Source organism: Peribacillus sp. Bi96, assembly GCF_918698115.1.
Taxonomy (GTDB): domain Bacteria; phylum Bacillota; class Bacilli; order Bacillales; family DSM-1321; genus Peribacillus.
The window spans coordinates 140,500-161,849 of record NZ_CAKKLV010000009.1 but is presented as its reverse complement, the minus strand read 5'-3'; the positions used below and the strand labels follow the sequence as shown (position 1 = coordinate 161,849).

The 21,350-nt window shown below is 39.4% G+C and carries 19 protein-coding genes and 1 pseudogene; 7 read left to right on the top strand and 13 right to left on the bottom strand.

Going from position 1 to position 21,350, the window contains the following annotated elements; translation table 11 throughout:
• The first annotated feature begins 201 nt into the window (after positions 1–201).
• Both LQ203_RS13725 and LQ203_RS13720 read left to right on the top strand, forming a co-directional pair.
• Complete coding sequence (locus LQ203_RS13725) at positions 202–531, top strand: PadR family transcriptional regulator (RefSeq protein WP_230158929.1); 330 nt, start codon at positions 202–204, stop codon at positions 529–531.
• Positions 532–547: 16 nt separating this feature from the next.
• Positions 548–1,267, top strand: a complete 720-nt coding sequence (locus tag LQ203_RS13720; protein ID WP_230158928.1) for a pentapeptide repeat-containing protein — start codon at positions 548–550, stop codon at positions 1,265–1,267.
• A gap of 263 nt (positions 1,268–1,530) precedes the next feature.
• Here the strand turns inward: LQ203_RS13720 and LQ203_RS13715 are convergent.
• From LQ203_RS13715 to LQ203_RS13675, 9 genes and pseudogenes are all read right to left on the bottom strand, one after another.
• Positions 1,531–1,662, bottom strand: a pseudogene (locus LQ203_RS13715) (MFS transporter); the annotation flags it as partial.
• A gap of 41 nt (positions 1,663–1,703) precedes the next feature.
• The gene (locus tag LQ203_RS13710; protein ID WP_230158926.1) at positions 1,704–2,594 is read right to left on the bottom strand and encodes a PhzF family phenazine biosynthesis protein; all 891 of its coding nucleotides are present in this window, start codon (positions 2,592–2,594) and stop codon (positions 1,704–1,706) included.
• Positions 2,595–2,819: 225 nt separating this feature from the next.
• Positions 2,820–3,464, bottom strand: coding sequence for an SUMF1/EgtB/PvdO family nonheme iron enzyme (locus LQ203_RS13705; RefSeq protein WP_230158968.1), 645 nt, complete (start codon positions 3,462–3,464; stop codon positions 2,820–2,822).
• A 359-nt stretch (positions 3,465–3,823) separates the two neighbouring features.
• Entirely contained in the window at positions 3,824–4,795 is a 972-nt protein-coding gene (gene galE / locus LQ203_RS13700; RefSeq protein ID WP_230158924.1) for a UDP-glucose 4-epimerase GalE, read from the bottom strand.
• A 312-nt stretch (positions 4,796–5,107) separates the two neighbouring features.
• Positions 5,108–5,995 (bottom strand): UTP--glucose-1-phosphate uridylyltransferase GalU, encoded by an 888-nt coding sequence (gene galU / locus LQ203_RS13695; protein WP_230158923.1) that lies wholly within the window; start codon positions 5,993–5,995, stop codon positions 5,108–5,110.
• Positions 5,996–6,346: 351 nt separating this feature from the next.
• Positions 6,347–8,089 (bottom strand): phospho-sugar mutase, encoded by a 1,743-nt coding sequence (locus tag LQ203_RS13690; protein WP_230158922.1) that lies wholly within the window; start codon positions 8,087–8,089, stop codon positions 6,347–6,349.
• Between the two features lie 319 nt (positions 8,090–8,408).
• Entirely contained in the window at positions 8,409–9,050 is a 642-nt protein-coding gene (locus tag LQ203_RS13685; RefSeq protein ID WP_230158921.1) for an NAD(P)-dependent oxidoreductase, read from the bottom strand.
• Between the two features lie 297 nt (positions 9,051–9,347).
• Positions 9,348–9,758 carry a disulfide oxidoreductase gene (locus LQ203_RS13680; protein ID WP_230158920.1) on the bottom strand — a complete coding sequence of 137 codons (411 nt, stop codon included), beginning with the start codon at positions 9,756–9,758 and terminating at the stop codon, positions 9,348–9,350.
• 3 nt (positions 9,759–9,761) lie between these two features.
• Positions 9,762–10,460: a DsbA family protein gene (locus LQ203_RS13675; protein ID WP_230158919.1), complete on the bottom strand. Its 699-nt coding sequence runs from the start codon at positions 10,458–10,460 to the stop codon at positions 9,762–9,764.
• A gap of 322 nt (positions 10,461–10,782) precedes the next feature.
• Here LQ203_RS13675 and LQ203_RS13670 point away from each other — a divergent pair, with 322 nt between their 5' ends.
• The gene (locus LQ203_RS13670; protein WP_230158918.1) at positions 10,783–11,220 is read left to right on the top strand and encodes an Rrf2 family transcriptional regulator; all 438 of its coding nucleotides are present in this window, start codon (positions 10,783–10,785) and stop codon (positions 11,218–11,220) included.
• An 89-nt stretch (positions 11,221–11,309) separates the two neighbouring features.
• Here LQ203_RS13670 and LQ203_RS13665 read toward each other — a convergent pair whose 3' ends face one another.
• Entirely contained in the window at positions 11,310–11,507 is a 198-nt protein-coding gene (locus LQ203_RS13665; RefSeq protein ID WP_230158917.1) for a hypothetical protein, read from the bottom strand.
• Positions 11,508–12,161: 654 nt separating this feature from the next.
• On the bottom strand, positions 12,162–15,263 hold the full coding sequence (locus tag LQ203_RS13660) for an SH3 domain-containing protein (RefSeq protein ID WP_230158916.1): 3,102 nt from the start codon (positions 15,261–15,263) through the stop codon (positions 12,162–12,164).
• Positions 15,264–15,875: 612 nt separating this feature from the next.
• On the opposite strand from LQ203_RS13660, the gene LQ203_RS13655 reads away from it, so the two are divergent.
• The 4 genes from LQ203_RS13655 to LQ203_RS13640 all read left to right on the top strand — a co-directional run bounded on the left by LQ203_RS13655 (position 15,876) and on the right by LQ203_RS13640 (position 17,934).
• Positions 15,876–16,481: a protein kinase family protein gene (locus tag LQ203_RS13655; protein ID WP_230158915.1), complete on the top strand. Its 606-nt coding sequence runs from the start codon at positions 15,876–15,878 to the stop codon at positions 16,479–16,481.
• Between the two features lie 31 nt (positions 16,482–16,512).
• The gene (locus LQ203_RS13650; RefSeq protein WP_230158913.1) at positions 16,513–16,956 is read left to right on the top strand and encodes a DUF6376 family protein; all 444 of its coding nucleotides are present in this window, start codon (positions 16,513–16,515) and stop codon (positions 16,954–16,956) included.
• A 162-nt stretch (positions 16,957–17,118) separates the two neighbouring features.
• Positions 17,119–17,547: an SRPBCC domain-containing protein gene (locus LQ203_RS13645; protein WP_230158912.1), complete on the top strand. Its 429-nt coding sequence runs from the start codon at positions 17,119–17,121 to the stop codon at positions 17,545–17,547.
• Positions 17,548–17,934: a metalloregulator ArsR/SmtB family transcription factor gene (locus LQ203_RS13640; protein WP_230158911.1), complete on the top strand. Its 387-nt coding sequence runs from the start codon at positions 17,548–17,550 to the stop codon at positions 17,932–17,934.
• A gap of 42 nt (positions 17,935–17,976) precedes the next feature.
• Here the strand turns inward: LQ203_RS13640 and LQ203_RS13635 are convergent, their stop codons facing one another.
• A complete protein-coding gene (locus LQ203_RS13635; protein WP_230158967.1) occupies positions 17,977–20,826 on the bottom strand; it encodes a YhgE/Pip domain-containing protein in 2,850 nt (949 codons plus the stop codon).
• A 2-nt stretch (positions 20,827–20,828) separates the two neighbouring features.
• On the bottom strand, positions 20,829–21,335 hold the full coding sequence (locus LQ203_RS13630; RefSeq protein ID WP_230158910.1) for an Rrf2 family transcriptional regulator: 507 nt from the start codon (positions 21,333–21,335) through the stop codon (positions 20,829–20,831).
• Positions 21,336–21,350 lie beyond the last annotated feature (15 nt).

Genomic DNA, 21,350 nt, shown 5'->3' with positions numbered 1-21,350 from the left:
AAATTCCTTCAAGCTATTATATATATGGAAAATCAGTGCTTATTTATACCTTCCATTTCTTCATATGTCGTACGCCAAATATTCGTTTCCCATTTCTTAAAATCCCTCTCCAAATATACTGATCGCACACATATTTGTGTAACCAAATTACCTTGACTGTCATAGTAATATACTATAAGATATACCAAAGGAGGTGAGGATTTGGTTCAACGACAACTATCCTCTGACTTACTTCGCGGACATGTAGATACGATGATTCTAAAGCTCCTGCAAAGTGGCGATAAATACGGCTATGAAATCAGTAAACTGATATACATGAGTTCAAATGAGCAATATGAAATAAAGGAAGCTACGATGTATTCCAGCTTAAAACGTCTAGAAAAAGACGGGTGCATCCTCTCTTACTGGGGAGATGCTACACAAGGCGGAAGAAGGAAATATTACAAAATCACCTCCATCGGGGAAGACACCTATACACAAAATAAAAATGACTGGGAGCAGGCCAAGCGCATACTAGAACGCCTCTTATAAGGAAGGAAGATGATATATGATTGAAAAACTGAATGCACATGTTCATAGCATTTTTGCCCCGTACGAAAGTGCAAAAACAGCAAAGGAATTGGAAGAAGAGCTGCTACAAAACTTACTGGAAAAATACAATGACCATAAAAGGAATGGTGCTAGTGAGCAGGAAGCGTATAAGCTGACCGTGGATTCGATTGGGGAAGTATCAGAGCTGATGGAATCACTCAATCTACAATATAATGTGCTGGAGCAGGCGATAAACATGGACTATTCCAGACAACGCTTAGTGGATTCCGACTTCCGCTCGGTATCCGTGCATGATGGGAAGTTTAATTCCTGCGATTTAAGCGGTTCTGATTTCAGTCATTCTGACCTAACGAACAGCACATTTAAGAGCAGTAACTTAAATAATTGCATCTTTGAAAATGCCAATTTAACGAGTACCTTATTTAAAAGTGCTAATTTAAAAGGCGTCACTTTCAAGAACAGCATTTATAACAAGACTCATTTTAAAGGTTGTAATTTATCTGGTCTTATATTTGACGGGGAAACATTCAACCAAACCATTTTCGAGGGTTCTTCATTGAAAATGGCATCATTTCGCGATGCCACACTCATCAATGTTCAATTCCGGATTTCCGATTTAAAGAAAATCGACTTTACTGGAGCATCAATGAATAAACTTACTTACAACTTTTTATATGGAGCAAAGGTCGATCTTAGCAGCGTAACCATCATCTAAAGGAGGGATTTCCAATGACTTTACCGATTGCGATTGTCGTATCCACCTCAATCATTTGCATAACCTTGTTCCTGACTGCCGTAACCTTAAAAGGGATGAGCATGGGAGACTGATAAAAACCCTGATGCTTGACGTTTCAAGTCAAGCATCAGGGTTTTTACAGGTTCAACATACCTTCCATTTCATGTAGCAGTACGCTCCCTAGCGTTAGGGGTGATCCATGAATGTAAAGTAATTGGCGGGTGAAAATAATGGCTAATAAATAATTGCAATATCAAGGATGGCACAAAGTATAACATCCACATGCTCCCCAAAGCCTCAGTGGAATTTGTAAGTTCATAGATAAGGATGGAATTGCAAAAGGTTCCAAAGGTAGCTCCTAATTCAAAGATGATATTTTTCCATCATAAATGACAACCGGCCATCCTCCTCTTACTTATACCTCCACTTCAAATTCTTTAACGTAAACAGCATTCCCTCTAATTTCAATATCATAGGTGTCATGGTTTTTTGTAACAGTAACGTGAACTCTGCCATCCTTACCGATTTCATTTCCCTGTTCTATTAACAGGTTCAATTCATTTTCAAGGTCACCCTTTTTGTATTTTGCATAATAAGCTCCCATTACACCTGAAGCCGTTCCTGTAACAGGGTCCTCAAGCGTACCTGAAAACGGGGAGGAAAAATGCCGTGCATGCATATGGGCATCCTGATCATCCGTTTCCAAGCAAAAGGGATGAACAGAAGCTCTAGGCATTTCCTTTAATATTTGTGGAAACAGGTTATTGTTCGCCTTCATCTTTTTGAATGCTTTGCGTTCTTTTATCGGAACCAGTAAAGTCCATAAACCTGTACTTCCATATAAAATTGGCAATTCCGCATCCAGATCTTCTATATCAAGTCCTAGGGAACTGGCTAAATCCCCCTTATCCCCGCTAAACGCTTCAAACTGTGGGGTGGCCTGTTTCATCGTTATGTATAGCTCTTGCTCCGCGGTCGTATCGATCTTGATTGGCAATATTCCCGCTCCTGTTTCAATCTTCAGCTCGTTTTTATCCAACAATCCCCTTGTCTTCAGTGCATGAATGGTAGCCATTGTGGCGTGTCCACAAAGATTCATTTCGTGACCTGGTGTAAAATAACGAATCCTAAGATCGGCAATATCGGATTTAATGGGAAAAGAGGTTTCATTGAACCCCACCTTCTTTGCTATATCTTGCATTTCCTTTTCCGTCAGCCCATCTGTATCTAGGACGACACCAGCCGGATTTCCTTTATTCGGCTTATTACTGAATGCATCATAATGAAATACCCTTACCATTTTCAAACAGAACATCTCCTATTAAATGAATGATAAACCTCTGATTAGTAATTCTATATCCTTATTAAAATCCCTTTTTGGTAAAAGGACTTGAAGGGAGCTTTAAAATATTTCTCCTGCGATGTTTCTTAAAATAAGGCTATTTCACCAAAAGTAAACCGCCTTCAAGAGAAGGCGGTCAATTAACTATCGTTGAGCTGTAAAATCCCGAAGGTTGGTTTATTGTTGTAGTTAAAAAGATTGGGCGAGTCGGAATCCAAGGTCGTCTATGCAAAATGACGGATGGCTGCGACGCCGACATGAAGCCCCACAACCCCTGGCCTCTTCAGCCCAACTGCCTCCTCGGAAAATTCGGTAGGAGCCGTACACTTGCTCATCATATAAATCCCAACACCACTCCCAAACATTCCCTAACATATCATACAGACCCCATGCATTCGGTTCCTTTCTTCCTACTTCATGGATTTTGCTCTTTGAATTTTCGCTATACCAAGCAATCTTATCAAGCACTCCGTATCTATAACCAGTCGTCCCTGCTTTACATGCATATTGCCACTCCGCTTCTGAAGGAAGGCGATAACCGTCTGATTCCCAATCACATATAATTTTTTCACCATCATTACTTATAGAATAACACGCTTTCAGTCCAGCTTTCTGTGAAAGTAGATTACAAAAAGAAATGGCCTCATTCCAAGAAATATTCACAACCGGTTTTAGATCTCCATGAAAAGAATGAGGTGACTTATTGGCAATGTCATAGTATAGACCCCTGGTTACAGGATAACAAGCAAGACGAAACGGTCTTATTTCCGTTTTCCATTTGCTTTTTATTCTATCGTCTCTTAACTTTATTTCTCCCCCTGGAATTTTTGCCATTGGATAGTCAATGTAACTGTTTATATCATTTGACAATCTACCTTCCTCCTAATGAACTTGGTTTTACAAATTCCACCTCATTTACAGTACCAATATCTTTTAATTCTATGCCCCACTCTCATATTCCTTGCTGTTTAAATAACGGAAACTTCAAATACTTGTTTGCAACACCATTAAAGCGTTCGATCCAGCGTTTCAACGGTAACTCATCTCCGAACGCCAATAACAGAACGCACATCAGTAATAAAAATAAAAAAAGAACGACTTTAAAGTAAGTCGTTCTCCTAACTGAAACGTTGTTTTGGTTCTTCACCACTTGGAAAAGCCAAGTAACCTATCATTGAATTAGTTATTGTCCTTTAATTCATTTGAGATTTATGCCATTTCCACGCACTTTCAATGATCTTTTCCAAATCTATTGTTGCTTTCCATCCAAGGTCTTCATATATCTTATTAGCTGAAGCAACCAGACGAGCTGGATCTCCTGGGCGACGGTCTGCATACTCAATGTTCGGTTTCACTCCTGTGACTTTTTCACATGTGTCGATTACATCTTTTACTGAAAATCCTTTTCCATTCCCCAGGTTGTAGATTGCTGTATCTTTCTTCCCGGACAATAGTGCTTGAAGCGCTATTATATGAGCTTTAGCTAAATCGGTAACGTGAATATAGTCACGAATGCAAGTACCATCTTCTGTGTCATAGTCTGTACCAAACACGGAGATTTTTTCCCGTTGACCTAATAAATGCTGTAAAATAATAGGAATCAGGTGTGTTTCCGGATCATGGCTTTCCCCGATTTCTGCCGTCTCATGTGCTCCAGCCGCATTAAAGTAGCGTAAAACGACGTAATGAAGTCCATATGCATGTGCAAAATCACCTAAGATTTGCTCTACCATCAATTTAGAGCGACCATATGGATTAATCGGATTTGTTGGCTGATCTTCATCAATCATCTCTACATTTGGTATCCCGTAAGTAGCTGCAGTGGATGAAAAAATGAAATTTTTAACATCATGCTTAATCATAGTTTTCAATAATGTTAGAGTTGCACCAACATTATTATCATAGTATTTATAAGGGTCTTGAACAGACTCCCCCACTAAGCTATTAGCAGCAAAGTGCATGACCGCTTTAATTGGGTATTTAAGGAATATCTCATCCAAAACCGCTTCGTCCCCTAAATTCCCTTCTACCAAGATTGCTTTCGAATCAACAAGTGAGCGAAAACCTGTTGAAAGATTATCTAGAATGACAACCTCTTCTGTATTTACTAACTCTTTTACAAGATGACTTCCAATATACCCTGCACCGCCAACGACCAAAATCATATTATATTTCCCCTTTCAAAACTACCTTCATTAGCGAAAAGCATTTCTGATGTTTTCATGGCTAAAGCATTATATTGGTGGTAATCAAACATTATGTAGGATTATCATGACTAACCATGGTAGATATGCCTTTTCCAGTCCATCTTTAACCTTTTCCAAAACGGTTCTTCGCATTAATTAAACTGATTATTCTGTCAAATCATTCATTGAAATTAACCATATTCACATCGTTTCATTTGCTTTGAGAAAAAGGACAAGTGAAAAAAGCCTATCATAGCCGGCTTTTTTCACTTGGATCAGATATAAAAAAGACTATTTGGTTGCTGCCTTGTGCATCTTGAGTATATTTTCCAGTTCTTTCAAAATATCGTCTCTCAATTCAGGACGTTGTAGGGCAAATTCAATTGTAGTTTTCACAAAGCCATCCACAACTCCAACATCATAGCGTTTTCCCTCAAAATCGTAGGCGAATACTTTTTGGATTTCATTCAATTTTTGGATGGCATCCGTCAATTGAATTTCTCCGCCAGCTCCCGTTTCCTGTGTAGCTAAGAAATCGAAAATTTCCGGTGTAAGTATATATCTTCCCATGATGGCTAAATTGGATGGTGCCGTCCCTTGTTTCGGTTTTTCAACGAAACGATTCACTTCGTATCTTCTACCTTCTTGGGCTAACGGGTCAATGACCCCATATCTATGTGTTTCTTCTTCATTTACTGGCTGAACGCCAATGATAGAAGAATTTGTCGCATCGTATTGGTTGATTAATTGACGTAATGAAGGCACTTCGCTTTGAACGATGTCATCGCCTAAAAGTACGGCAAATGGTTCATCACCAATAAAATTTCGTGCACACCAAACAGCATGTCCAAGGCCTTTAGGCTCTTTTTGCCTAATGTAATGGATATTGGCTAAATTGGATGGGTATTGTACTTTATCCAATAAATCGAATTTTCCTTTTTCCCTTAAGTTGTTCTCAAGCTCATAGGCATTATCAAAATGATCTTCTATCGCACGTTTATTCTTTCCTGTGACGATGATGATATCTTCAATTCCAGATTTGACGGCCTCTTCTATAATATATTGAATAGTTGGTTTGTCCACTATTGGCAGCATTTCTTTTGGCATTGCCTTCGTAGCAGGTAAAAATCTAGTTCCTAACCCCGCTGCAGGTATAATCGCCTTTTTCACTTTTTTCATTCTTTTGTAGCTCCTTCATATTGACTTTTTAAATAGATCCATAAAACTAGTCAGTGTTCCTAATCACTTATTTATAGTAACATAGTCTCGTTTTTTGTAAATATTTTAGTCGGCTGAATGCAATTTCACATTCTTTATTATATACCAATTTCTTCAAAATTAAAAACCCCCGAAAAAGGCATGCACCCTTTTTTTATACCTTTGACCGGATTGCCAGACATAAATGCAAGTAATTGTTCCTGTTTCGTGCAGTTTTTACTACATGGAAATAAATGCAAACGACCTTTCCCTGTATGATTATCAGGAAAAGGCCTTATGTTGTTCATATAGCTGTCAGGTCCTAGGACCGACTTATTTTGAACTATTAATTATTCCATTAATTGTTTCCATAAAAGCATTCATGACTTGCTTCAATTTCAGCTCAGCTTCTTCCATCTTTTCACCTTGGATTCCGAAATAGAATTTGATTTTAGGTTCTGTGCCAGATGGTCGTAAGCAAACCCAAGTGCCATCCTCAAGGAAGTACTTAATTACATTTGATTTAGGTAAATCAATGACTGCCTCCTTATTGGTGCCCACCGTTAGCTTCATGCTGCTTTGATAATCTTCCTGTACCGTTACAGCTTTTCCAGCTATTTGCTTTGGAGGATTCTCACGGAATTGGTTCAGGATCCCTTGGATTTGCCCAGCGCCTTCAATCCCCTTTAAAGTCAGGGATTGAAGCCCCTCAAGGTAATATCCGTACTTTTCAAAGATATTAAGCAACCCTTCATAAAGGTTCATACCCTGTTTTTTATAGTAAGCACAAACTTCCACGGCAAGAACGGCTGCTTGGATTGCATCTTTATCACGGGCAAAATCCTTGATTAAATAACCATAGCTTTCTTCATAACCGAATAAGAAGGTGTGCTTACCACTTACCTTATATTCGTTTATTTTTTCAGCGATAAATTTAAAACCGGTTAATACATCAACTGTCCCTAAACCATATTCCTTTGCAATCCTGCGCCCGATTTCAGACGTTACGATCGTTTTTAAAACAACGCCATTTTCAGGTAAAGTGCCTTTTGATTTCTTTTCTTTTAACAGATAATCCAATATAAGTGCCCCTGTTTGATTACCTGTAAGCACCACATATTCTCCATCATTATTTTTAACGGCTATACCGAGACGATCAGCATCCGGATCGGTTGCAATCAACAAGTCCGCCGATACCTCATTTCCTAATTCCATAGCCATTTCAAATGCGGCATGTTCTTCAGGGTTAGGGGATTTTACCGTCGAAAAATTGGGATCAGGCAATTCCTGCTCTTTTACAACATGAACCTTGTCGTACCCCAGGTCTTGTAAAGCCCGCCTTACCGACTTATTTGCCGTGCCATGAAGTGGCGTGAACACTACTGTCACATCAACTTCTTCACTTAAGTTTTTGTTTTCGGGAACTGTAAGCAATTTTTCATTATAAGCAGCATCGATATCCTCACCGACAATTTCAATGAGGCCCTGTGCTTTCAATGTCTCTTCATCTTTTACTGAAATGGTCAGTTCATTTTCAATTGCATCCACGAATTCAATCACTTTATCAGCCGTTGCCGGAGGAAGTTGAGCACCATCTGGTCCGTACACTTTATAACCATTATATTCCGGAGGATTATGACTTGCCGTGATAACAATCCCAGCATAGGCATTCAGTTCACGAACGGCAAAGGATAACTCTGGCGTTGGCCTTAACTCATCGAATAGGTAAGCCTTAATACCTTCTGATGCCAAGGTCTTGGCTGCTTCCAAGGCAAATTCAGGTGATTTAAAACGTGAATCATAGGCAATCGCGACACCTCTGCATTTTGCTTCATCACCGATTGATTGCAGATAATGAGCCAATCCCAATGTCGCTTTGCGGACTGTATAAAGATTCATCCGATTCGTACCTGCCCCGATTTCCCCGCGCATACCACCTGTGCCAAATTCCAAGTTCTTATAAAACGCATCTTCAATCTTTTTTTCATCATTTTGCATCTTGTTAAGTAATGATTTCATTTCCTCATCAAGGGAACCGAAATTCACCCATGAGTTATAAGAACTTTTCCAATCCATTTTCACATAATCCTTCTTTCTTCCTGGTTTCCGTTGGTAAATCTAAATAATTATAGCAAAAACTAACAGTATTGCATGAAATAAAAAAGCCGTTAATAGGACTATCTTCGCTATATTATCAGCAATAAATAGACATCAGTCAATCTTTTCAACATAAAAAAGTTTGCTTTATTACAACGGGGGGATATCCTGATGAATTTGAATGGAGGAATAATCTGGAAATGTAATGTCTGTCTATGGATTAGGCATGGTTGACATCGCCCCTGTCTTACTGAAAAGTTGTTTCTGTAAGACAGGATCGACGCCCGCTATGGAAAAATTATTCAGCTTCGGATACAACGGTAAAGCGTTGATTGATGTGTTGCGGATTTTCAATTTCATCAAGTACTGCAATGGCAAAATCGGCATAACTTACATAACTTTCGCCTTTCGAGTTTACAAGCAGGTTGTCTTTACCCAATTTATAACCACCTGTTCGATTTCCTTGCGGATCAAAGAAGGCAGAAGGACTGATGAAGGTCCACTGAATGCCATTGGCACTTTGTAAATCCTCGAGGTTTTTAGATTGATTATATGCTGTAGCAAAGTATTCTTTAGGGAATTCAGGCGTATCCAGTACACGAATCGTTTTCGCCTCGTCAACGAACAGGCTTCCAGCTCCGCCCACAACAATCAGTTTAGTTTGCGGAGCACCTTTCATGGCCTCAATTAAGACCTTTCCTGCATCCACATGCAGATTTTCTTTCCCTGGAGCAGCACCAAAGGCATTCACGATCACATCAAATTCTTTAATATCGTCTGCTTTCAGCGAGAATATGTCTTTTTCCACTACGGAAGCCGCGATATTTTGAACTTTGGCTTCGTCCCTGACTATGGCCGTAACTTCATGTCCCCTAGTCATTGCTTCCTTTAAAATTAGATTTCCGGCTTTTCCGCTTGCACCAATAATACCTATTTTCATTTTTCATTCCTCCTATATCGTTTGCGAAACATTAATTGTAATAAAATTAGTTACATGTAATAATATAAATTACATGTTAGCGATTTGTCAATTCTTTAGTATGGAGGATGGTGTTGCAATTCGAAGATAAATTGCCATTTTTTGCAGATATATTACAATTTTCGTAGATATATTCCGATTTTCGCTGATATATTGCAATTTTCGTAGAATATTCCAATTTCCACTTATATTGCGTTTCTGTTCTGCGATAAAAAAGCACCATTCCATGTAGGAATGGTGCGCTTATCATATTACCAATCAGTTCTTCCGATTCTTGCTCATTAGCAATCCCATACATACAGTAATGAGAGTAAAAGCAATAAAGGCCAAAAACGGAATCGTGATGAACCCTAACCAATTTATATACTCACCTGAGCAAGGAACACCACTTTGGCACATTTCGAATTGTTGTAAAGCTGGGATTTTTTGCAGACAATAGTGATACCCTGACACCAACATGCCCAAAATTGATAATGGGAGGATGTATCGATAAATTTTCAGGTCTTGCTCATAAAAGGCCCGGCCTAATAAAATAACGAGTGGGTACATAAAGATCCTTTGATACCAACAAAAGGTACAAGGTACATAATGGAGAACCTCACTAAAATAGAGACTTCCCGCAGTGGCCATGATGGACAGGATCCAAGAAAATAATAGTGGCTTGTTCATCAACTATTTCTCCTTCGCTGCTTCATCAACCATTTTCACTAAGTCATCAATTGTATTCCCTTCAAACTTCTTGCCATTAACAAATAAGGAAGGTGTTCCGGATACGCCCAATTCGTCGGCTATCTCCATATCCTTATTCCATTGGTCCTCGGATTTTTCGGCTTTAAAAGAAGAAACGACCTTTTTTGCATCGCTGTCATTGACGATTTCTTTCAATGTTTCTTCTAAAAACTTGTCCGTAAATACATCTTCCTTTTCATATTTCGGGTCATCTGGCTGCTTACTGTATAACAACTCATGAAATTTCCAAAAAGTATCATTTCCTAATTCCTGATAAACACTTTCCGCAAATTTAGCAGATCTAGTTGAATCGACGTTAATGAACGAAAAATTCATGAAATAAAATTGCGCTTTTCCAGTATCAATCAATTCACTTTTTATAGAAGGAAAAAACTGCTCCTCGAATGTCTTACATACTGGACATTTATAATCACCGAATTCAACAATTTGAACAGGAGCCGATTTATCTCCCAAAAAAGGCTGTGATTTATAATCGATTTCATAAACAGCTGTATCTTCGCCTTTTCTATTTGCCAAAAATATAAAGCCAATAATGATTACAGCGATTAATCCTATGATCCAAAACGTGAATGCAGAAGATTGTTTTTGATTATTATTTTTTTTGTTTTTTGTATTAGACACCTTATACCTCCATATCTGTTGTAGTTGTTTAGAATTTCCTTATACAGCCGTAGTGGAACCTATAAGGAACCATTAAAGCCGATTTCATTTCCCCCTTTCCTTCCCTACCTGTAACTGGTTCATTTACATGTTAAGTTTCACCATGATGTTTTGTCAATTACACATACCTTTTATTTTTGCCACTGACTAAACGGCCTTTCTTTTAAAGGATAATGGAATGAATTAATTTATTCTTGCACATCTTTCTAACTTGTAACTACTTGAATTACATGTTAAATAATTTATACTATATAAGAATAGAGATTTTAAAGGAGAGATAAAGATGTCAATCAGTACCCGTTTTTCCGTAGGAATCCATATATTATCTCTTTTAGAAATAAATAAAGAAGGCGTTAACACTTCTGATTTTATTGCCAAAAGTGTAAACACCAACCCTGCCTTAATCAGAAAAATCACCGGAATGCTTAAGACTGCAGGTTTAGTGAACGTTCGGCCAGGCATCGCTGGTGCAACATTAGCCAAGGAATTATCGGAAATTACTTTGCTTGATGTTTATCAAGCTGTTAACGTACTGTCCGACAAAGAGTTATTCGGAATACATGAAAATCCTAATCCAGCTTGTCTTGTTGGAAGAAACATACAGGGTGCAATAGAGCCCATCTTTTCAGTTGCTGAACTTGCCTTGGAAAAGGCATTGGGAGTAGTAACGATCGAAGATGTCGTTAAGGATATTATAGCAAAGGATAAAGATGAAAATTAGTCGATCTATCATTTCGGAGATATAATTGTACCTTTCGTTGATATATCTCCATTTTCGGAGATAAAATGACACTTTTCGTCGATATATCTTCATTTCCGGCGATATACTGGCACCTTTCGTCGATCTATCTTCACTTCCGGCGATATTCTGGCACCTTTCGTCGATCTATCTCCATTTCCGGAGAAATAATGACACGTTTCATCGGTATATCTCCATTTCCGGAGATATACCGGCACTTTTCGTCGATCTATCTTCACTTCCGGAGATATTCTGGCACTTTTCGTCATCTATCTTCACTTCCGGAGATATTCTGGCACCCTTCGTCGATATTTCTCCATTTCCGGCGATATACTGACACTTTTCGCCGATCTATCTCCATTTCCGGCGATATTCTGGCACCTTTCGTCGATATTTCTCCATTTCCGGCGATATTCTGGCACCTTTCATCGGTATATCTCCATTTCTGGAGATATTCTGGCACTTTTCGTCATCTATCTTCACTTCCGGAGATATTCTGGCACCCTTCGTCGATATTTCTCCATTTCCGGCGATATACTGACACCTTTCGTCGATCTATCTCCATTTCCGGCGATATTCTGGCACCTTTCGTTGATATATCTCCATTTTCGGAGATATACTGACACTTTTCGTCGATATATCTTCACTTCCGGAGATATTCTGGCACTTTTCGTCGATCTATCTTCTTTTCCGAAGATAAATTGGTACTTTTCGCAGATATATCTCCATTTCCGGCGATATACTGACACTTTCCGTCGATCTATCTCCACTTCCGGAGAAATAATGACACCTTTCATCGATTTATTTCATTTCCGGAGAAATAATTGCACCTTTCGTCGATAACTCTGTAAATCATAAGCTTCAAGATAGTTTGAGAGGCAAAAAACACATGAGATAAGACTCATGTGTTTTTTATTGATTGTTTATTTGTACTTAGGAACTTCTATCGTCAATTTATAGGAATCTAATAAACTATATAAATTATAAATCTGTTTCACTTGCTTTGTTGCCCAACCAATATCCGTTGCGTACTGGTGTGAAGCATATCCATACTTCTCGGCTGCTGTAGGATTCCATCTCATTTTGTACAGCGTATCCTGTCCAGCAGAGATATATCCTTTGGCGATAAATTCGGCACCGCCTATGATGGCCGCTTCCGGAGTGAACCAGCCTGCATTATATGCGTATTGTGCCCCGCTGCTTAACGCTGTTCCGTCATAAGCTCCCACTCCATACATATTATAGACCGTTTTCCCATTCACCTTTACACCTGTTGCTAATGGTGAAGTACCATTCCCCGTTTCCAGGAGGGCGTGAGAGATCAGGTAAATTTCATTCACTCCATACTTTTCACCTGCCGAAGTGAAGGTTGCTGCTTTGCCTTGTAAAATTCCTTTACCGGAAAGGATTCTATCATTCACTTCAGAAACATTCATGTTGGTGACTTGAGAGAGCTTAACGAATTGGTATGAATGAACTGGATCATTTACGAAATTATCAGGATTTAGATTATACCGTATGTCTTCTAGACTAGCATTTACCCATGTCTTGTTATAATTCACTTCATACCAATAGTACCCGTCAGAGCCTTTGACTTTTGAATTAATATTCAGTGATTGATTATTGCTGACAGCACCGACTACCCAATAATTAGATCCTGCTCCGCCCCTTACACGCCAGCCGGTTCCTTTAACGGTGCCCGTTGTTGAATTGATTAAGGTTAAGCCATCCTCGCGTATGTAGGTTTTATACCTTTTATCCGTTTGACCATTTGCAGCCATTTGAATTTCAACCATCTTGTCCATTGTCAGATTATACGCTTTATCGATCCTGACGATCGATCCATTAGAGCCCCCTGGACTTTCCGGTGCTTTGGCTGATAAATATTTAGAACTGACATAACCCGTTTTTCCATTCGCCGTTATTCTTGACCAGCCATTAGACTCGGAATACACCGTTACAGCCGTTTTGTTTATAAGCTTAGCAATAATTGAACCGGACGTTGATGCTGATGAGCGCATATTTAAACTGGAGCCATCACTCACATCTACATATTTTACTAACGTCGTTTCTTCACCGCCTGGATTCGGATTTGGACTTTCCGTTATAGGACCAGGCTTTGTTGCTGATAGATATTTCGTATTGACGTATCCTTCTCCGCCATACGCTTTAATTTTTGACCAACCATTTGATTCCGAGATGACTTCTACCTCTATACCTCTTGCCAATTTCACAATGACGGAAGCATCTTCAGACGGTTTATTCCGCATATTGAGCGTTCCTGAGCTTACATTTACATATTTCGTCGTCGTTTTTTCAGGGACGGATGGTTTTGATTCAGTTACCGGCTTTGTTGTCGAAAGATATTTCGTGCTGACATACCCTTCTTTCCCATTTGCTTTGATCTTCGCCCATCCTTGGGATTCCGAATATACCGTTACCTCCGTGCCATTTGTCAGCTTCGCGACTATGCTCGCGCTATCTGTCCCGCTTTTTCGCAAATTGAGTGTTCCAGAATCAACATTTACATATTTCGTTGTCGTTTTTTCAGGTGTGGATGGCTTGGATTCCGTTACTGGTTTTGTAGTCGATAGATATTTGGTGCTGACATGTCCGTCTTTTCCATTGGCTTTGATCTTCGCCCAACCTTTGGATTCCGAATACACCGTTACCTTCGTTCCTTTTGAAAGCTTCGCGACTATGCTTGCACTTGCCGTCCCGCTTTTTCGCATATTGAGCGTGCCGGAACTTACATTCACAAATTTCGTTGTCGTCTTTTCAGGTGTGGATATATTGGAGCCCGATCCTGGCTTTGCTGTCGATAGATATTTGGTGCTGACATATCCTTCTTTTCCGTTGGCTTTGATTTTCGCCCAACCCTTGGTCTCCGAATATACCGTTACCTTCGTTCCTTTTGAAAGCCTCGCGACTATGCTTGCACTTGCCGTCCCGCTTTTCCGCATATTGAGCGTACTTGCATTCACATATTTGGTCGTCGTCTTTACAGGTGCGGATATATTAGATCCTGATCCTGGCTTTGCTGTCGATAGATATTTCGTGCTGACATATCCTTCTTTTCCATTGGCTTTAATCTTCGCCCAACCTTTTGATTCCGAATATACCGTTACCTTCGTTCCTTTTGAAAGCCTCGTAATTATGCTAGCACTTGCCGTCCCGCTTTTTCGCATATTAAGCGTGCTTGCATTCACATATTTCGTTGTTGTTTTAACTGATGCTGCAGCTTTAGTTACCGTACCAGGCTTTGTCGTCGATAGATACTTGGTATTGACATAACCATCTTTTCCATTAGCTTTGATTTTCGCCCAACCTTTTGATTCCGAATACACCGTTACCTGAGTGCCTCTGGTCAGCTTCGCAACTATGCTTGCATTATCCGTCTCTGTTTTTCTCATATTCAGTGAACCCGTGCTAACATTCACATACTTTGTCGTTGCTTTAACCGATACTGCAGCTTTAGTTACCGTACCAGGTTTCTTCGTCGATAGATACTTGGTATTGACATAACCCTCTGTTCCATTGGCTTTGATCTTTGCCCAACCATTTGATTCCGAATACACCATCACCTGTGTGCCTCTGGTCAGCTTTGTTACGATGGTGCCATTATCCGTCCCTGTTTTCCTCACATTCAGTGAACCCGTGATAACATTCACATATTTAGTAGTCGTTTTAACCGATACTGCAGCTTTCGTTAAAGTCCCCGGCTTCTTTGCCGATAAATACTTCATACTGACATAACCATCTTTTCCATTGGCTTTGATTTTCGCCCAACCTTTTGATTCCGAATACACCGTTACCTGCGTACCCTTTGTCAGCTTTGTGACGATGCTTGCATTTTCCGCCCCAGTTTTTCTCATATTGAGTGAACCTGAATTCACATTGACATACATTACACTTGTTTCAAAATTGGTCTGTTCTGCGTGGAGTGGAGCTGCAGATATTTTTTCTTCGAATGCAACTGTAGACAACACTGCAAAACAGAAAGTTGGTAAAATTAGTTTTTTCATCTCATTCTCCCTACTAAAGAATTATATTTTTAACATTTATTTAAATATCGGTTAAATTCAGCGTTATATTATGGGTATATTTACTTATTCATTAAAAATATAACATAAACCTTTAGATCTACAGTGAGACCAACAGGGATTTTAATATAACGGTAAACTATTAGACATTTAAGTAATATTATAGAAATATTTGAAATATATATAAAACCGATAATTTCCCTTGGAAGGATAATGCGAATAAAAGATATATCAAAATAATTATTTCGCACTCCAATTAATTGCTTATAAGAAGTACATTTTTTTAAATGTATCGAATATATATGTAGGGTAAGCAGGAGGCCATCCAATCCTAATATTTGACGGATTGAGGCCATAAACTATATAATTACTATATATTTTTATATGAATCCTTCTGTTAAGGGGAGTAGCTATACAATAAAGTCGTCAATACAGGATTTTTTATCCTCGGCTTTATTGGCAACTGATTTTAGTTGTTTGCAAGACCTTGCCGATTATTTGGTGAGGTCTTTTACTTTTTAAAGACGGTATAACCAACAATCGGTTATACCGTCTTTTTTTGAATCAAAAATTGAACAATTAGGGGTGAAAAGTATGCAAAACTATAATGAATTAGCTCAAAGCGTTAAGATTTCCGATGATAAAAAAAACATCTTGCTTGATGTCGATCAATCTTTATCACTTATCGGAAAGGGCCGCAGCGCTTATGTTTTCCGAATACATTCCACCAATAAAGCATTAAAAGTATTTTTCCCGGGCCACACTCACACAGCTAAGGTAGAAGCTGAAATATACAAAACAGTCCAATCCATCGACTATTATCCAACTCTATATGATGCGGGAATAAATTATCTGGTTATCGATCACATCGAAGGCTACACTCTATTTGAATGTTTAACATTAGGAATCCCGATAACGAAAGAAAACATCGAGGAGATTGACCATGCCTTACAATTAGCAAGGAAAGAAGGATTGAATCCTTCTGATATCCATTTAAGAAACATCTTTATCACCTCCGAAAAAAAGGTGAAGATCATTGATGTAGCAAGGTTCAAACAAGTGAAATCCTGCAATCAATGGCACGACCTGAAAAGTGCTTTTCACCTTTTCTATTCGAAGTCATTTTTTCCGAAGAAAATCCCAAGCTTCATATTGAATTCCATAGCAGCCATTTATAAAAAACGATTCTTGCCCATCTGATCATCACTATAAAATCACAATGGAGGCACATATGAAAAAAATAATAACCATAGCTTTTCTGTCCATTCTTACATTAAGCGGGTGCTCGCTTTTGGGAGAAGTCAATTCATCATTGGAATATGCCGATAATGCGACAGAGTATGTAAGTACCATTAAGGAATTTTCCAATGAAGTACCTGCATTATCCCAAGATGCCGTCACGGATACCGAGGCAAGAAAAAATCTTGAAAAAGAACTGCAACTGATGAAAACGGAGATTGAAGAATTTAATGCAATCGAACCACCTCAAATCGCTGAAGGCATCCATGAAAAAATCGTCCAATCAAATCAACAGCTGTCAGATGGGATTGAATTATATCTGAATAACATTGAAAATGGTCAACTCGACCCTAAGGCTTTGGAAGATTCAGAGATTATGCAATCCATCGATAATATAACAAGCTTAGCAAAACAAATTGAAGAATTGGGTAATTAAGAATCATTCCATAGACTGGCGTCCCCCCTCTCTTTGGAGATTTTCATGAATAAAACAGAATGGCTGGAGACAAATTATTGACATGAAACCAAAAGGTTTTATATAATCAATAAATGCGAAACCAAATGGTTTTATATTTTTCAATAATAAAGGAGAATCAGTATGGAAAATCAACCAACATTACAAGATGTCAAGCAGACGGTTATTCTTGAAGCGCCTATCCAAAAAGTTTGGGATACAGTATCCACTGCAGAGGGGATAGCTTCATGGTTCATGCCAAATGATTTTCAAGCGAAAGTGGGACATGAGTTCCATGTGCAATCACCCTTTGGCCCATCTCCTTGTAAGGTAATAGAGATAGATGCTCCTCATCGGCTTTCATTCACTTGGGATACGGACGGTTGGGTCGTTTCGTTCATTTTAAAAGAACTGAATGGTAAAACCGAGTTTACCCTTATTCATGGTGGTTGGAAGCAGCCGGATACGATTCTTCCGAAACCGAACGAAAAAAGCTCAGTGATTCGCGATAGGATGGCACATGGCTGGGAACAGATCGTTCATTTAAAACTGAAAAAGGTTGTTGAGGGCTAAGTGTCTTCAGCAGAAAAGTATGATGTTTTTCAGGCTATCGCCGACCCAACCCGAAGAAAGGTCCTTCAATTGCTTTCAGAAGGGGAATTGCCTATTTCAGAAATCACTTCTCACTTTTCCATGAGCCGTACAGCGGTTGCCAAGCATCTACATATTCTTTCTGAAGCTGAATTAGTCAGTGGCCGGAAGATAGGAAGAGAGAAACGCTTTCGGCTTCAGCCAGAACCTTTAACGGAATTGAAACAGTGGCTTTCTTTTTACGAAAAATTTTGGGATAACAAACTTTCCATCCTTAAACATGTTATTGAAAATCCAGGAGAAGACGGGTTAAAAGTCATTGAAAAAGAAAATGATACACAGATGGACAAGCCTAATGAAATAACATAAAAAAACCCCCGGTGCATTTAAACCGGGGGTTTTCTCATAATTTTATGCATCCATTTCAATATTTTGTTCTTTGCGCTTCCGTATAACCATCGTTAGCAATAAGAACAGGTTAAATACGATGATGCATCCAGTAAGGAACAGTATACTTGTTGTTAAAGCATCCGCTCCAAGGCTCGTGCTCATTGCCTGACGGAAGCCCATGACAGAATACGTCATTGGTATGAACGGATGAACCGCACTGAAGAAGTTATTGGTCAACTCCACAGGGAACATTCCTCCGCTTGCACCTAGCTGTAATACAAGGAAAATCATCGCTAAAAGGCGACCTGGATTTCCAAAAGCTACGGTTAAGAAGGTAACAATGAACATGAAGGTAAGGGAAGTCAATATGGAAACTCCTATGAATTGCCCCATATTCTCGACCTGTAAATCCATTCCCCAAATCATGATCGCATCCAAAACTAGTGCTGAAAGCGTCGCTTGTATAAATAGGACCGTGAATTTACTGAACCACCATGCCACTCCTGATGTTGGTCTTGTAGACGGCATGCCTGTCGGAAATCCCATATTGAAGGCAATCGCTCCTACAAATAACCCTAGAGACAGCACATAAGGAGCTAGAGCATGACCATAATTAGGTACCTTACTGCTTTTTTGTTCTTTGACCTTTGTTGGTTCAGCGATCATGCTGTAATTATCATTCGTTGTTTTATTTTTACTTATCTCTTCAGCACCATCACTTAGTTTTTCCGAAAGTTCGCCCGTTCCATCTTGTAGGGTCGAGATTCCATCCCCCAATTTACTTGAACCTTCGGCAAGTGCTGATGAACCTTCATTGATCTTACCTGCACCATCAGTAAGTTGGATGACACCATTGCTTAAAGTGGGCAGATTGCTTGCTAATTGTTCAGTACCTTTAACAAGTGCTGATGAACCATTGTTCAAGGATGCTGAGTTGGCATTCAATTGATTGGCTCCATCGGCAAGTTTGTTCGCCCCTTCGCCAACTTGCCCAACACCCAATGTATACTTCTCTAAACCAGTTCCTAAAGAGGCGGAGCCTACTTGAAGTTGTGAAACTCCATCAACCAATTGACCAGATCCCTCAGTTAGTTTTGATAAGCCATTATTTAACGATGAACCACCTTGTGCTAACTGATTGATTCCATTCACTAGTTCTGGTGTTCGTTCATTTAAACTTTGGGTTGCCGTCGTTAATTGATTGCTGCCTATAACAGCCTCATTCAACCCGGTATTCAATTGGGTTGCACCCGGAATCAATTGATCCTCCAGTGCGCTTCTTAATGCTGCATATCCATTTAATGCTGAAACAGTGTTAGGATTCACTTTATTCACAGCGTTATTTAAGTTGGTCACCTGTTCAGGAAGCTGACCTAAACCATTCAATACTGGCATTACTTTATCCGTCAATTGTGTTGATAAGTCGGATATATTTGCTGCAAGAGACGATGCAATTTGCTTTTGGGCTCCTGCTTGGATTTGAAGCTCGTTTTGAATGGCCCCGATTAATTCTGTTTGTTGTTCACTTGTCATACTTTTGTATGCTTCAGTGTTTTGAACGGACTGGATCGTGCTTTGTCCATTGTTCTCAATCGTTGATTGAAGTTCCGTCAAAGCTCTTTGGCTATTCTCGAGATCTTTAGTAATGCTGGATACAGTACCGGACGTGCTGCTTCCTGCAGGAACCGCTTTTTGCAATTGATTTACACCGCTTTGAATACTTGTAAGTCCTTGCGTAAGCTGACTCAGCTGTTCGTCTGTAGGCAATTGACCATCCATCTTCTTCAGTCCGACATTTAACGCTTGGCTTCCTTCTGAAAGTTTAGTGATTCCCTCATTTAAACTCTGCTGACCCGCTGCCAGCTTCGGGATTCCTGTAGATTGGTCCGTTAATTGGTTTGCACTTTCTGATAATGTATTCAAGCCATCATTTAAATTCGCACTGCCCGTTTGAGCTTCCGTCAATCCAGTATTTAAATTTTGGGCTCCTGGAACGACTTGGGCCAGCCCAGTGGAAAGTTGGGAAGAACCTTGTACAAGTGCTTCACTATTATTCGTTAATTCCCCTGTGCCTGATGCAAGTTCGTTCACACCCGTTTGCAACTGTCCGACACCGGAAGTATATTGTGAAATCCCCTTGTTCAATTCCGTCGCACCACGTTCAAGTTTATTGACTCCATCCAAAAACTTGCCAACGCCAATTTGAAGTTTATTCGCTCCATCTTTAAAAGTTAATGTACTAGAAGCTAATTTATTCAGATTGTCTGTCACTTCTTTGTTTCCATCTTGCAGTTTTTCAGCGCCATCATCAAGTTTCGATGCTCCATCCGCTGCGTCACCAAATCCTTCTCCGATCTCGTCCAGTTGCGAGAAGATCGCTTCCGCATATTCCTTTGTTACACTTTCAGCAATTTCCGTTTTTAAATTATTCGTTGCCTGTTTTCCGACCGTTTCAGAAACGAAACTGCGTCCAGGATTCACATCATACGTTAAATTCATTTTCCTAGGCTTATTATCCATGACGGTCGAAGCATTTTTAGAAAAGTCCTCTGGAATGGTAACGACCATATAATATGTACCATCATCGAATCCTTTTTTCGCTTCTTTTTCCGTTACGAAATGCCATTCTAAATCATCATTGTCCTTTAATTGTTCAACAAGCTCATTACCGATTGTTAAGGTCTTACCCTCATACTCTGCCTTCACATCATTATTCACGACGGCAACAGGCAGTTTACCTGTATTGCCGTATGGGTTCCAAGCAGAACTAAGGAATAGCCCCCCATAAATAATCGGTACAAACAGCAAAACAATAGCGACACCAAGCAGTTTTCGATTTGTTAGGAAAAGCTTCCATTCTTGTTTTAACATGTTCACTCTTTTTCACCTTTCTTTTCACGCAATAATTCACTCAATGACGACGAATTCCAATTAAGAGTTGGAATATCCGTGGTGCCAAAGCTTTCTTTAAGCAAATCTGCTACTGTTCGGCTGGAAAAGAACTCCATTAATAGTTCATCCGCTTGAGAAAACATCCGACGAAGAACGTCCATACCCTTTTCTGCATACTCTCCATCTTTAAACGCTTTTTCTATAAGTCCTGTATCTGGAAATATCGAAATCGGGCCTTCCATCGCTTCAATAATTTCAAGGTTTTTAATCTTATCTACACTTTTGGCAAGAGAAAGGCCGCCATTATTACCAGGAACGGAAGTGATTATTTGCTTCACGACCAATTTCCTTATGATTTTTTTCAAATAAGAAGGAGACACTTCTAACCTCCTGCTGATCTCATTAGACGCCAGCGGGACATTTTTATCCTGGGTAGAGAGTATAACTATGATGCAGATGGCTTGCTCGACCCCTTTTGTTAATTGCAAATCCTTTCACCTCTT